This is a genomic window from Caulobacter sp. ALps2 (assembly GCF_058681635.1).
Genome location: NZ_CM178743.1, coordinates 3,381,649 through 3,393,852 on the forward strand (window position 1 = coordinate 3,381,649; position 12,204 = coordinate 3,393,852).

The 12,204-nt window shown below is 65.7% G+C and carries 16 protein-coding genes; 12 read left to right on the forward strand and 4 right to left on the reverse strand.

Going from position 1 to position 12,204, the window contains the following annotated elements:
• Positions 1-17: 17 nt before the first annotated feature.
• From rplF to rplQ, 11 genes are all read left to right on the forward strand, one after another.
• On the forward strand, positions 18-551 hold the full coding sequence (rplF, locus tag ACW173_RS16145) for a 50S ribosomal protein L6 (protein WP_101719243.1): 534 nt from the start codon (positions 18-20) through the stop codon (positions 549-551).
• Between the two features lie 3 nt (positions 552-554).
• Positions 555-905, forward strand: a complete 351-nt coding sequence (gene rplR / locus ACW173_RS16150; protein ID WP_013078658.1) for a 50S ribosomal protein L18 — start codon at positions 555-557, stop codon at positions 903-905.
• 10 nt (positions 906-915) lie between these two features.
• On the forward strand, positions 916-1,521 hold the full coding sequence (gene rpsE / locus ACW173_RS16155; protein ID WP_096051657.1) for a 30S ribosomal protein S5: 606 nt from the start codon (positions 916-918) through the stop codon (positions 1,519-1,521).
• 3 nt (positions 1,522-1,524) lie between these two features.
• Positions 1,525-1,710, forward strand: coding sequence for a 50S ribosomal protein L30 (gene rpmD, locus ACW173_RS16160; RefSeq protein WP_099579521.1), 186 nt, complete (start codon positions 1,525-1,527; stop codon positions 1,708-1,710).
• Positions 1,711-1,896: 186 nt separating this feature from the next.
• Positions 1,897-2,382: a 50S ribosomal protein L15 gene (gene rplO / locus ACW173_RS16165; protein ID WP_492081015.1), complete on the forward strand. Its 486-nt coding sequence runs from the start codon at positions 1,897-1,899 to the stop codon at positions 2,380-2,382.
• 223 nt (positions 2,383-2,605) lie between these two features.
• Positions 2,606-3,961 (forward strand): preprotein translocase subunit SecY, encoded by a 1,356-nt coding sequence (secY, locus tag ACW173_RS16170; protein WP_492081016.1) that lies wholly within the window; start codon positions 2,606-2,608, stop codon positions 3,959-3,961.
• A 135-nt stretch (positions 3,962-4,096) separates the two neighbouring features.
• Positions 4,097-4,672 (forward strand): adenylate kinase, encoded by a 576-nt coding sequence (locus ACW173_RS16175; protein WP_492081017.1) that lies wholly within the window; start codon positions 4,097-4,099, stop codon positions 4,670-4,672.
• A 246-nt stretch (positions 4,673-4,918) separates the two neighbouring features.
• Positions 4,919-5,287 (forward strand): 30S ribosomal protein S13, encoded by a 369-nt coding sequence (rpsM, locus tag ACW173_RS16180; protein ID WP_252634399.1) that lies wholly within the window; start codon positions 4,919-4,921, stop codon positions 5,285-5,287.
• Positions 5,288-5,299: 12 nt separating this feature from the next.
• A complete protein-coding gene (gene rpsK, locus ACW173_RS16185) occupies positions 5,300-5,689 on the forward strand; it encodes a 30S ribosomal protein S11 (RefSeq protein ID WP_004616890.1) in 390 nt (129 codons plus the stop codon).
• 77 nt (positions 5,690-5,766) lie between these two features.
• Complete coding sequence (locus tag ACW173_RS16190; RefSeq protein ID WP_047413138.1) at positions 5,767-6,783, forward strand: DNA-directed RNA polymerase subunit alpha; 1,017 nt, start codon at positions 5,767-5,769, stop codon at positions 6,781-6,783.
• Between the two features lie 187 nt (positions 6,784-6,970).
• Positions 6,971-7,384, forward strand: coding sequence for a 50S ribosomal protein L17 (gene rplQ, locus ACW173_RS16195; RefSeq protein ID WP_492081018.1), 414 nt, complete (start codon positions 6,971-6,973; stop codon positions 7,382-7,384).
• Positions 7,385-7,446: 62 nt separating this feature from the next.
• On the opposite strand, the gene ACW173_RS16200 is transcribed toward rplQ, so the two are convergent.
• From ACW173_RS16200 to ACW173_RS16215, 4 genes are all read right to left on the reverse strand, one after another.
• A complete protein-coding gene (locus ACW173_RS16200; protein WP_492081019.1) occupies positions 7,447-8,307 on the reverse strand; it encodes a DUF6624 domain-containing protein in 861 nt (286 codons plus the stop codon).
• Between the two features lie 68 nt (positions 8,308-8,375).
• Entirely contained in the window at positions 8,376-8,921 is a 546-nt protein-coding gene (locus tag ACW173_RS16205; protein WP_492081020.1) for a sugar O-acetyltransferase, read from the reverse strand.
• A gap of 7 nt (positions 8,922-8,928) precedes the next feature.
• Positions 8,929-9,756 (reverse strand): DUF2705 family protein, encoded by an 828-nt coding sequence (locus ACW173_RS16210; RefSeq protein ID WP_492081021.1) that lies wholly within the window; start codon positions 9,754-9,756, stop codon positions 8,929-8,931.
• Positions 9,756-10,652 (reverse strand): ABC transporter ATP-binding protein, encoded by an 897-nt coding sequence (locus tag ACW173_RS16215; RefSeq protein ID WP_492081022.1) that lies wholly within the window; start codon positions 10,650-10,652, stop codon positions 9,756-9,758. The genes ACW173_RS16210 and ACW173_RS16215 overlap by 1 nt, the downstream gene beginning before the upstream one ends.
• A 167-nt stretch (positions 10,653-10,819) precedes the next feature.
• On the opposite strand from ACW173_RS16215, the gene ACW173_RS16220 reads away from it, so the two are divergent.
• A complete protein-coding gene (locus ACW173_RS16220) occupies positions 10,820-12,061 on the forward strand; it encodes an alkaline phosphatase family protein (RefSeq protein WP_492081024.1) in 1,242 nt (413 codons plus the stop codon).
• Positions 12,062-12,204: the final 143 nt, after the last annotated feature.

The window sequence follows — 12,204 nt, forward strand, 5'->3', positions numbered from 1 at the left end:
CGCGGGAGGGAAAGAGCATGTCACGTATCGGTAAGAAAGCCGTCGCAATCCCCTCGGGCGTGCAAGTCACGCTCGCGGGTCAGACGGTCACGGTGAAGGGCCCCAAGGGTCAACTGTCGTGGACGATCGCCGACGAAGTCGAGGTCAAGCAAGAGGGCGCCGAGCTCCTTCTGACTCCGCGCGTCGACACGAAGCGCGCCAAGGGCATGTGGGGTCTGTCCCGCACGCTGGTGGCCAACATGGTGCACGGTGTGACCGCCGGCTTCGAGGAAAGCCTCGAACTGGTCGGCGTCGGTTACCGCGCGGCCATGAAGGGCACCGCCCTGAGCCTCCAACTCGGTTTCAGCCACGATGTGGACGTTGAGGCTCCGGCCGGCGTCACCTTCGCGGTGCCGAAGCAAACCGAAATCAAGATCGCCGGCATTGATAAGCAGGCGGTCGGCGAGATTGCCGCGAAGATCCGCCGCATTCGTCCGCCGGAGCCCTACAAGGGCAAGGGCGTGCGTTATGCTGGCGAGAAGGTTCGCCGCAAGGAAGGCAAGAAGAAGTAAGCCATGGCGCTCTCTCCTCGTGAATCGGCGGCCAAGCGCGCTCAGCGCGTTCGCACCCGCCTCAAGAGCCTCGCCAACGGTCGTCCGCGTCTGTCGGTCTTCCGTTCGTCGAAGAACATCTACGCCCAGGTCATCGATGATGAACGCGGCGTGACCCTGGCGTCGGCTTCCACTCTGGAAGCCGAAGGCAAGGGCGCGGACAAGGATGCCGCCGCCGCCGTGGGTAAGCTCGTCGCCGAGCGCGCCATTGAAAAGGGCGTCAAGGACGTCGTTTTCGATCGTGGTGGTTACATCTTCCACGGCCGGGTGAAAGCCCTGGCCGACGCCGCGCGCGAAGCCGGCCTGAACTTCTAAGGGAACAGAAATGGCTCGTGGTGAACAACAGCGCGGTGAAGGCGGTCAACGCCGTGACCGTCGCGACCGCAACGCCCCCGAAGAGCGGGTCGACAGCGACATCGTCGAAAAGCTCGTCCACATCAACCGCGTCGCCGCCACCGTGAAGGGTGGCCGTCGCTTCAGCTTCGCTGCTCTGATGGTCGTTGGCGACCAAAAGGGCCGCGTCGGCTTCGGTCATGGCAAGGCGCGTGAAGTGCCGGAAGCCATCCGCAAGGCGACCGAAGAAGCCAAGAAGACGATGATCCGCGTCCCGCTGCGTGAATCCCGCACCCTGCACCACGACGGCGCTGGCCGTTGGGGCGCTGGCAAGGTGATGATGCGCGCGGCGCCTCCCGGCACCGGCGTCATCGCCGGCGGTCCGATGCGCGCGGTTCTCGAAACCCTGGGCGTCCAGGACGTCGTGGCCAAGTCGACGGGTTCCTCGAACCCGTACAACATGGTTCGCGCCACGTTCGAGGCCCTGAAGGTCCAGTCGTCGCCCCGCCAGATCGCCGCCAAGCGCGGCAAGAAGGTTGGCGACATCCTCGGCCGTCGCGCCGACGGCGCTTCGTCGCCGGAAGCCATCGAGGGCTAAGTCATGGCTGAAGCTAAGCAAGTCACGGTCCGCCAAACGGGCAGCCCGATCCGTCGTGAAAAGGACCAGCGCGCCACGCTCGCCGGTCTGGGTCTCAACAAGCTGGGCCGCACGTCCACGCTGGAAGACACCCCGTCGGTCCGCGGCATGATCCGCAAGGTCGCGCACCTGCTGGAAATCGTCGAGTAGTCCGCTACACGACGACGAAATACGCCACCCCGGAGCGATCCGGGGTGGTTTTCGTTTGAAGCCCATTTCGCCCCGGTCTCATTTCTTGATTGAGTTTCTTGGCGTTTTAGGGTTTTAAGCGCGCTCTGATTTTCAAAAGCCGAGTCCAGCCATTGGCTGGGCGCAGATCTCCAAGGAGAGGCACATATGACCAAGCTGAACGAACTGGCTCCCCGCGAAGGCTCGACCAAGGGCCGCATGCGCGTTGGCCGTGGCCCGGGTTCGGGCAAGGGCAAGACCGCCGGTCGCGGTGTGAAGGGCCAGAAGGCGCGCTCGGGCGTCGCCATCAACGGCTTCGAAGGCGGTCAGATGCCGCTGCACATGCGTATGCCTAAGCGCGGCTTCAACAATCCCTTCCGCCTGGAGTTCGCTGAAGTGAACCTGTGGCGCCTGGAGCAGGCCGTCGTCGCTGGCAAGTTCAAGGCTGGCGCCGAACTGGCCGCCGCTGAACTGGTCGCCGCTGGCGTCATCCGTCGCGAACTGGACGGCGTGAAGCTGCTGGGCAAGGGCGAGATCAAGACCGCCCTGAAGCTGACCGTCTACTCGGCCACGGAAGCCGCCATCAAGGCCGTCGAGGCCGCTGGTGGTTCGGTCACCGTGACCAAGAAGGCCAAGGCTGAAGCCGAAGCCTAAGACCATATGTCATCCCGATGAGCGCCAGGCGCTCGACCGGGACTTTGTTTCGACCGGGATGACAGAATTAGGGGGCTCGCCGTGACAACACGGCGGGCCTCACCTATTTGTGGCGCTCTCCTCGGATCAGCCTGATCCGAGAAACCAAATTTCAGAGCGTGGTCGCCGCATGAAAGCGGTTATCCATTTCCGGCAATCGCGCTCCTGAGTCGTGGGGATCTGAATGGCCTCGGCCGCCGAACAACTCGCAGCCAACATGAATTTCGCGTCGTTCCAAAAGGCGACCGAACTTCACAAGCGTATCTGGTTCACGATCATCGCCCTGGTCGTCTACCGCCTTGGCACCTACGTCCCGATCCCCGGTATCGACGCGGCCGCTTTCGAGCGCCTGTTCAGCGGTAACGCCGAGGGCATCCTTGGCATGTTCAACACGTTCTCGGGCGGCGCCGTGCAGCGCATGGCCATCTTCTCGCTGAACGTGATGCCCTACATCAGCGCCTCGATCATCGTCCAGCTGATGGGCACGGTGTATCCCCCGTGGGAGAAGCTGAAGAAGGAAGGCGGGGAGGCGGGCCGCAAGACCCTCAACCAGTACACCCGCTACCTGGCCGTGGTTCTGGCCGTCGTGCAGTCGGCCTCGATCGCCATGGGCCTGCAGGCCCAGCCCGGCGTGGTCGCCGGCGGCATCGGCCCGGCCTTCTTCGTGGTCTCGACGGTGGTGGCCCTGACGGGCGGCACCCTGTTCCTGATGTGGCTGGGCGAGCAGATCACCAGCCGTGGCGTCGGCAATGGCGTGTCCTTGATCATCTTCGCTGGCATCGTGGCCCACCTGCCCATGACCCTGGGCCAGCTGTTCGTGCAGGCCCAGACCTCGGGCAACTACACCCCGCTGTTTCTGATCCTGATCGGCGCCGTGGCCGCCATCCTGGCCATCGTCTTCATGGAACGCTCGCAGCGCCGCCTGCTGGTCCACTATCCCAAGCGCCAGCAAGGCAACCGCATGATCGGCGGCGAAAGCTCGTTCATGCCGCTGAAGATCAACACCTCGGGCGTCATCCCGCCGATCTTCGCCTCCAGCTTGCTCCTGCTGCCGACGACCGCCATGCAGTTCATGTCGACCACCAACCTGCCGGAGCACCTGTCGTGGCTGCCTGGAGTGGTCGGCGCGCTGCAGCATGGCCATCCGGCGTTCCTGATCTTCTACGCCCTGCTGATCATCTTCTTCTCGTTCTTCTACACCTCGGTCGTGTTCAACCCCGAGGAGACGGCCGAGAACCTGCGCAAGTACGGCGGCTTCCTGCCGGGCATCCGTCCGGGCAAGCGCACCGCCGAGTACCTGGACTACGTGCTGACCCGCCTGACCGTGATCGGCGCGGCCTACATCACCGCCGTCTGCGTCGCGCCGGAACTGGTGATGATGTCGATCAAGTCCAACCAGTTCGCCCTGGGCGGCACCTCGATCCTGATCGTCGTGACGGTGACCATGGACACCGTGGCGCAGATCCAGTCGCACCTGCTGGCCCACCAGTACGAGGGGCTGATCAAGAAGTCGAAGCTGCGCGGCGGCCGTAACCGCTAAGCGGGGCTTCAATTTAATTGGAAGCGTCGGAAGCCGGTTTGTCACAAAACCGGCTTCCGTTTTCATTCCCGGGGCTCTAGGTCTGCTTCGGGAGATCAGCCGGGCGTAGACTCGGTGACGCGCGAAGGGGCTTACATGAACTTGATCCTGTTCGGTCCGCCGGCAGCGGGGAAGGGGACCCAGGCCAAGCGCCTGGTCACCGAACGTGGCATGGTCCAGTTGTCGACTGGCGACATGCTGCGCGCCGCCATCGCCTCGGGCTCGGACCTCGGCCAACGCGTCAAGGGCGTGCTGGACCGTGGCGAGCTGGTGACGGACGAGATCGTCATTGCGCTGATCGAAGATCGCTTGCCCGAGGCCGAGGCGGCCGGTGGCGCGATCTTCGACGGTTTCCCGCGCACGGTGGCCCAGGCCGAAGCTCTGGATAAGATGTTGGCGGCCCGTGGACAGAAGATCGACTCTGTTCTCCGACTCAAGGTAGACGAGCCAGCCCTGATCGAGCGGATCAAGAAGCGGTTCGAAGAACAGGGACGGCCGGACGACAATCCCGAGATCTTCGTGACTCGCCTGGCTCAGTACAATGCCCAGACCGCGCCGCTGCTGCCTTACTATGAAGGGCAGGGGAAGCTCACGGAACTGGACGGAATGGGTTCGGTCGAAGCCGTCGCCAGTTCCATCGACAACGCTCTGGAGCCTGTCTCTGTCGGATGATCCGACACAGGGAAACAGGCTCCAAATACCGAGAGGTGGCGTGACATCCGTCACGCTGGGCGTCGTCGCTTAAGAAAGCCCTGATTCACTGGATGTCTGGTGGATTCAGTTGTTGACGGAAGCGAAACGATCCCTATAACGGGGCGCTTCCGCGAAAGGGCGCGATCCGTGCGCGCCGGTTTGGGTCTCCGACCCGGCCGGGCGCGCCGTTCGCGTCTTTAGTGCGTGACTAGGAGAACATTAGACGTGGCCCGTATCGCAGGCGTCAACATCCCGACGAACAAGCGCGTTCTGATCGCGCTTCAGTACATTCACGGCATCGGCCAACGGTCCGCGCGTGAAATCATCACGAAGGTGGGCATCGAGGATGCGCGTCGCGTCAATCAACTGACCGACGCCGAAGTCCTGCAGATCCGCGAGACGATCGACCGCGACTATACCGTCGAGGGCGACCTGCGCCGCGAGAACTCGATGAACATCAAGCGTCTGATGGACCTGGCCTGCTACCGCGGCCTGCGTCACCGCAAGGGCCTGCCGGTCCGCGGTCAGCGCACCCACACGAACGCTCGTACCCGTAAGGGTCCGGCCAAGCCGATCGCCGGCAAGAAGAAATAAGGTAGCCTGACGATGGCCAAGGAACCGGGTCGCGTTAAAAAGCGCGAACGCAAGAACATCACCTCGGGCGTGGCGCACGTGAACGCCTCGTTCAACAACACCATGATCACCATCACCGACGCCCAGGGCAACACGATCTCGTGGTCCTCGGCCGGCATGATGGGCTTCAAGGGCTCGCGCAAGTCGACCCCGTACGCCGCTCAGATGGCTGCGGAAGACGCGGGCAAGAAGGCCGCTGAACACGGCGTCAAGACGCTGGAAGTCAACGTGTCGGGTCCGGGTTCGGGCCGTGAATCGGCTCTGCGCGCGCTGCAAGCCGCGGGCATGACCATCACGACCATCCGCGACGTCACGCCGATCCCGCACAACGGCTGCCGTCCGCCCAAGCGTCGTCGCGTCTAGTACTTTTTAGACCACTAATCTCCTTCGCCGGCTGCGCAAAACGCGGCCGGCGAGCCGCGTTCAAGGGACCCGACCACGTGATCGAAAGAAACTGGAACGAGCTGATCCGTCCTGAGAAGCCGCAAATCGAAACCGGCGCCGATGCGACCCGCAAGGCCCGGATCGTCGCCGAGCCGCTCGAGCGCGGTTTCGGCGTGACGCTCGGCAACGCCCTGCGTCGCGTTCTCCTCTCGTCGCTGCAAGGCGCAGCGGTCACCGCCATCCAGATCGATGGCGTTGTGCACGAGTTCTCCTCGCTCGAAGGCGTCCGTGAAGACGTCGTCGACATCGTTCTGAATATCAAGCAACTGGCCGTTCGGATGCATGCCGAAGGCCCGAAGCGCATGACCCTGCGCGCCACGGGCCCCGGCCCGGTGACCGCTGGTCAGATCGAAACTCCCGCCGACATCGAAATCCTGAACCCCGACCACGTGCTCTGCACGCTGGACGACGGCGCTTCGGTGCGCATGGAGTTCACGGTCAACAACGGCAAGGGCTACGTCCCGGCCGACCGCAACCGTCCGGAAGACGCGCCGATCGGCCTCATCGCCGTCGACGCCCTTTACTCGCCGGTCAAGCGCGTCGCCTACCGCGTCGAGCCGACCCGTCAAGGCCAGTCGCTGGACTATGACAAGCTGGTCCTGGAAGTGGAAACCAATGGCGCCGTCACTCCGGTGGACGCCGTGGCCTACGCCGCCCGGATCCTGCAGGACCAACTGCAGATCTTCATCACCTTCGAGGAACCGAAGGCCAAGTCGGCCGACGAGTCCAAGCCGGAACTGCCGTTCAACCCGGCCCTGCTGAAGAAGGTCGACGAGCTGGAACTGTCGGTCCGTTCGGCCAACTGCCTGAAGAACGACAACATCGTCTACATCGGCGACCTGATCCAGAAGACCGAAGCCGAGATGCTCCGCACCCCGAACTTCGGCCGCAAGTCGCTGAACGAGATCAAGGAAGTTCTCGCCGGCATGGGCCTGCACCTCGGCATGGATGTGCCGAACTGGCCGCCGGAGAACATCGAAGACCTGGCCAAGAAGTTCGAAGACCAAATCTAAGACTTCTAGCCTATCGCGCTAAATCCGGGCCGTCTCTTTCGGGAGACGGCCTGGGCCTTTTGAAGCCGCTGACGCGGTGGAGGGCCCCGGCGCTTCGCTCTGACCCGGTCGGGACGGACCAGGATTGGTGACAATCAGGCGCTCAACACCTTTGCGCCGCTCGGGCTTCGCGCCCAGGAGATAGAAAATGCGTCACGGTAAAGCTCACCGTAAACTCGGCCGTACCTCGGCTCACCGCATCGCCATGTTCGCCAACATGTCGGCCTCGCTGATCAAGCACGAGCAGATCGTCACCACCCTGCCCAAGGCCAAGGAACTGCGTCCGATCGTCGAAAAGCTGGTCACCCTGGCCAAGCGCGGCGACCTGCACGCCCGTCGTCAGGCCATCAGCTCGGTTCGCGACGTCGAACAAGTCGGCAAGCTCTTCGCGGTCCTCGGCCCGCGCTACAAGGACCGTCAGGGCGGCTACATCCGCGTCCTGAAGGCCGGCTTCCGCTACGGCGACAACGCCCCGCTGGCCGTCATCGAGTTCGTCGACCGCGACGTCTCGGAAAAGGGCAAGGACTCGGGTCCGGTCTACACGAACGAAGCCGAAGACTAAGATTTTCAGGTTCGCCTGAACGCAAAGGCCCCGGAGCGATCCGGGGCCTTTTTCGTCGTTGGCTAGGCGCGCTTACAGGCGCGTGAGCTGACCATCGCCGCATAGTCCGCCGCCGGTTGCAGGCCCATGCTGGCGCGGCGCTGGTCCAAAGTGGCGGGATCCTCGGTCTCGAAGGCCGTCCAGACGCCCTGGTCGTTGCAACGCCCCTGGCTGCCGTAGCGCTGCGGGCGCTTCTGGGCGACGGCGACGCGGTCGTAGAGCATGGCATAGCTGGACGGCTTCGCCTTGCCCTCCTGGGCCAGCTTCTCCAGCTGCGGCAGGACCTCAGCCTGGAAGGCGGCATCGCGGTCGGCGTGCTGGGCTAGCAGGAAGGCAGCCTGGTCGGCCTCCTTGCCGTACGTGTCAATCGTGTACCAGCCGTGGGCCTTTACTCGCTCCTTGAGCCAGGCGGTGTTGGCCTGGTCGACGCCGCAGCCGTCCAGCTGGATGATCCGATAGGCGTAGGCGCGCGCGGCGTCCGACAGGCCCGCGGCCCAGTGGGTACGCTGCATGGCAATGCCGCTCTGGTAGCGGGTCAGCTGATCCTTGGCGACGCGCTGGTAGAGCTCGGCCAGCTCAGGGGAGGGGGCCTTGGCGGCGAGCCTCATCCAGTAGGCCGCGCCGCTATAGGGTTGCGGGACCTCTAGGCCGGCTAGCGCCTCGGCATTCAGCTTGGCCGCTGCCGCGATCGCCGTCTCGGCCGCCTTCAGCTCGGTCGCCTGCTCGGCGTCCGAGGCGGTCCCCTCTTTGAGGCCCTTCATCGCCAAGTCACGCGCGTTGGCGTCGCAGGTGAAGTACAGCGGCGTCATCTGGGCGTGGGCGGATGAGACGCCTATCACGGAGGCGAACGCAGCGGCGGCGAGGAACAATGGCGAAGCTTTCATGCCGCCAAGCTTGGCGGCATTTACGGCAAAGTTGTGGTCTTGCTCTGCTCTATCCTGGGGTGGAGCTATCAGCTCTTCGGCGCCACCGGCCGCGCCGGATTACCGACCACCGTCGCGCCCGGCGCCACGTCGCGCGTGACCACCGCGCCGGCGCCGATCACCGCGTCGTCGCCGATCGTCACGCCGGGCAGGATGATCGCGCCGCCGCCGATCCAGACATTGGCCCCGATGTGTATGGGTTTGCCGGACTCCTGCCCGGTGCGGCGCTCCACGGGATCGCGCGGATGGTCGGCGGTCAGGATCTGCACGCCCGGTCCGATGGCCGTGGCCTCGCCGATCGTGACCTCGGCGACGTCCAGGATCACGCAGTTGAAGTTCATGAACACGCGGTCGCCGAGCCGAATGTTGTAGCCGTAGTCGACGAAGAACGGCGCGCGGACGGCGACGTTCTCGCCCACCGCGCCCAGGCCCTGGCTCAGTAGGAGCGGGCGCTCGTCCAGGCCCGAAGCGTTGTAGCGGTCCATCCAGGTCTGGGCCACGCGCTGGTCGGCCTGCAGCTCGGCGTCGACGACATAGGGCTCGCCGGCCAGCATCCGTTGCTTCTGGGTCTTCACGCTAGGCTTACTCCTTGGTCAGGTCCTGGCGGCGGAACAGGAACACCGCCGCCGCGGCCAGCGCCACGGTCCAAACGACCAAAGCCGCCAGGGCCACGCCCGCCGAGCCGCTGGCCGCGCCCAGCTGATTGGGATCTAGCAGGCTGGCGCGCAGCAGGTCGGCGTCGAACACCGGCATGGCCAGGAGCTTCCAGCTGGGCTGGCCCTGTTCCATCAGGCGCAGGGTGCTGGCCAGGATGGTCTGGATGAACCGCGCGCCCAGGCAGACGATGACCACGCCCATGGTCGAGCGCGAGATCACGCCGACCAGCGCGGCCAGGGCCGCCAGGGTCATGGCCTCCAGCCAGGTGATGGCCAGGACTCCCAGCACATCAAAGCCATTGGCCCCGAACATCGAGGCGGCGAAGGTCTTGCCGTTGATCGCCGCGCCGAGCACGGCCGCGATCACCGACAGGAAGGCGGTCAAAACGAGGCTCCAGAAGATCGCCTCGCCCACGACGACCAGCTTGGCCAACAGCAGGTTCTGGCGGGTGTTGCGTGGGGTCAGCAGCCGCCAGGTCTCCCAGCGGTAATCGCCGGCCAGCACGGCCGCCGCGCCGATCATCAGGAACAGGGCGTCGAAGGTGGCCGCGCCGCTGGACAGCGCCTTGATCACCTGGTCGACGAGGCCGATCCCCAGGCCGGGCATCGGCTTCTTGATCATGAAGCGCAGGAAGAGGTCGCCCCCGACGCTGAGGATGAAACCCACGATCGGGGCGAAGCAGAAGCCCCAAAAGAGGGCCGAGCGGTCGCGCAGCAGGCGGAAGCGTTCGGCGGCGATGGCGTCGGCGAGCATCAGGCGGCTCCCTGCTGATCGAGGGTCTTGAGGTAGACGCCTTCCAGATCGGCCTCGCGCCAGCGGGCTTCGGTGATCTCGACCCCGGCCTCGACCAGGTCGCGGATCAGGGCGGGGGCCTCATCGCGGCGGATGTCGGCCAGGGCCGCGTCGGCGCCATCGGCGACGCCCTTGGCCCCCAGCACGGCCAGGACCTGGGTGATGGGCGAGGCGGTCGTGATGCGCAGGCGGGCTTCACCGGCGGTCAGCTCGGCCACGGCCCCTTCAGCCACGACCTTGCCCTTGGAGAGGATGGCGACCCGGTCGCAGACGCGGCGCACCTCGTCCAGCTGGTGGCTGGCCAGGATGACGGTGACGCCCTCGCGCTGGGCCAGGTCGACGATCAGGGCGCGGATTTCCTGGATGCCGGCCGGGTCCATGCCGCTGGTCGGCTCATCCAGGATGACCAGTTCGGGCTTGGTGAAGAAGGCCGCCGCCAGGCCCAGGCGCTGCTTCATGCCAACGGAGTAGCCCGAGGTCGAGCGATCGGCGGCGTGGGCGATGCCGACCCGCTCCAGCCAGCCGTCGACATCGACGCTTTTGGCCCCGCTTTCCAGGGCCAGCATCTTCAGCGTGTCGCGGCCGGTCAGATAGGCCGGATAGCGCGGCGTCTCGATCATCGCCCCGACCTTGCGCAGGGCGGTGATGTCGCCGGGCGCGGCGCCGGACAGGCGCACCCCGCCGCTGGTGGGGCGCACCAGGCCCAGGGCGATGCGGAACAAGGTGCTCTTGCCAGCGCCGTTGGGGCCCAGAACTCCGAACACGCCGCCGGCGGGAATGGCCAGGGAGAAGTCGTCGAGGGCGCGCACCGGCCCGTAGGTCTTGGTGAGGCGGTCGGCCTCCAGGGCGATCGACATGCGGGATTTCCGTGCGCCGACCGACTCGGCTCGACGAGGGACTATGGCGACCCGGCGGGCGTGCGCCAAGTTAAGAGCCGGTCATGCTATGGCGAACGCCGGTTGTCATATGGCTGCAACGTGCGGCGTCGATCAGGGGCGAGACTTTGGCTTTTGTGAGTATGTCGATGCTGGTCCGCCGCCTCCTGTCCCTGGTTCTCGCGGTCGGCCTGGTGCTGGCGGGTGGCGGCGGGGCCATCGCGCGGGAGAAAGCGCCGCACCTGACGATCCTGGTGTCGATGGACGGCTTCCGCGCCGACTATCTGGATCGCGGCGTGACGCCGAACCTCAAGGCCCTGGCCGACGACGGCGCGCGTGGGTCGATGCGGCCCTCGTTCCCGACCCTGACCTATCCGAACCACTACACCCTGGTGACCGGCAAGCGCCCGGACCGCAACGGCGTGGTGGGCAACGAGATGGAGGACGCCGTCATCGGCGGTCCCAAGTTCACGATGAACGCCCCGACCGCCAGCGACCCGCGCTGGTGGAACCAGGCCAAGCCGTTCTGGTGGTCGGTCGAGCGCCAGGGCAAGAAGGCCGCCGCCATGTTCTGGCCGGGCTCGGAGGTCGCGATCGACGGCGTGCGACCCACCCACTGGATCAAGTACGACCACGACCTGGCCTATGACGCCCGCGTCGACCAGGTCTTCGCCTGGATGGACAGCGCCGATGGCCCGCCGCTGGCCTTCACCACGCTGTACTTCGACGCCGCCGATACCGAAGGCCACCACTTCGGCCCGAACTCGCCGGAGCTGACGGCGGCCCTGGTCGAGCTGGACCGCAACATCGGCCGCCTGGTCGAGGGGCTGAAGGCGCGCGGACGGTTCGAGAACACCGACATCGTCATCGTCGCCGACCACGGCATGGCCCCGCTGCCGGCCGCCAACCGGATCGTGCTGGACGATCTGATCGACCTCTCCAAGATCCACCTGGTCACCAAGGGCGCGGTGACCAGCCTTTCGCCGGAGCCCGGACAGGCCAAGGCGGTCGAGGCGGCGCTCCTGGGCAAAACCCTGCCGCACATGACCTGCTGGAAGAAGGCCAGGATCCCGGCCCGCTACCACTATGGTCGCAACAAGCGCGTGCCGGCCATCGTCTGCCTGTCGGAGACCGGCTGGTACACCACCACGCTCGAGGCCCGGAAAAAGCCCGGCAAGTGGGACGGCAAGAATGGTGGCGCGCACGGCTTCGACCCCTACGACCCGGCCATGCGCGCGGTGTTCGTGGCCCACGGCCCGTCGTTCAAGCCCGGCGTCGTGCTGCCGGCCTTCGACAATGTCGACGTCTATCCGCTGTTGGCCAAGGTCACCGGCGTGAAGCCCGAAAAGGTCGACGGCTCGCTGAAGGTCGTGGGCCAGGCGCTGCGCTAACCCGCTCGCGTTTCGTAGATCGAGATCGACCCGCTGGGGCGCCGCCGTCAGTACGCTGGACCGCATCAGAGCGGGCAGGCGGCGGTCGTCGGCGATCACCACCCGGCCGCCATGACGGGCCGGGACAAGTCCCACTTGCCTAG

Excerpts from the sequence above, each read along its gene's own strand:
- rplF (WP_101719243.1), top strand. The coding sequence starts at position 18 with ATGTCACGTATCGGTAAGAAAGCCGTCGCAATCCCCTCGGGCGTGCAA.
- rplR (WP_013078658.1), top strand. The coding sequence starts at position 555 with ATGGCGCTCTCTCCTCGTGAATCGGCGGCCAAGCGCGCTCAGCGCGTT.
- rpsE (WP_096051657.1), top strand. The coding sequence starts at position 916 with ATGGCTCGTGGTGAACAACAGCGCGGTGAAGGCGGTCAACGCCGTGAC.
- rpmD (WP_099579521.1), top strand. The coding sequence starts at position 1,525 with ATGGCTGAAGCTAAGCAAGTCACGGTCCGCCAAACGGGCAGCCCGATC.
- rplO (WP_492081015.1), top strand. The coding sequence starts at position 1,897 with ATGACCAAGCTGAACGAACTGGCTCCCCGCGAAGGCTCGACCAAGGGC.
- secY (WP_492081016.1), top strand. The coding sequence starts at position 2,606 with ATGGCCTCGGCCGCCGAACAACTCGCAGCCAACATGAATTTCGCGTCG.
- ACW173_RS16175 (WP_492081017.1), top strand. The coding sequence starts at position 4,097 with ATGAACTTGATCCTGTTCGGTCCGCCGGCAGCGGGGAAGGGGACCCAG.
- rpsK (WP_004616890.1), top strand. The coding sequence starts at position 5,300 with ATGGCCAAGGAACCGGGTCGCGTTAAAAAGCGCGAACGCAAGAACATC.
- rplQ (WP_492081018.1), top strand. The coding sequence starts at position 6,971 with ATGCGTCACGGTAAAGCTCACCGTAAACTCGGCCGTACCTCGGCTCAC.
- ACW173_RS16200 (WP_492081019.1), bottom strand. The coding sequence starts at position 8,307 with ATGAAAGCTTCGCCATTGTTCCTCGCCGCCGCTGCGTTCGCCTCCGTG.
- ACW173_RS16210 (WP_492081021.1), bottom strand. The coding sequence starts at position 9,756 with ATGCTCGCCGACGCCATCGCCGCCGAACGCTTCCGCCTGCTGCGCGAC.
- ACW173_RS16215 (WP_492081022.1), bottom strand. The coding sequence starts at position 10,652 with ATGTCGATCGCCCTGGAGGCCGACCGCCTCACCAAGACCTACGGGCCG.
- ACW173_RS16220 (WP_492081024.1), top strand. The coding sequence starts at position 10,820 with ATGCTGGTCCGCCGCCTCCTGTCCCTGGTTCTCGCGGTCGGCCTGGTG.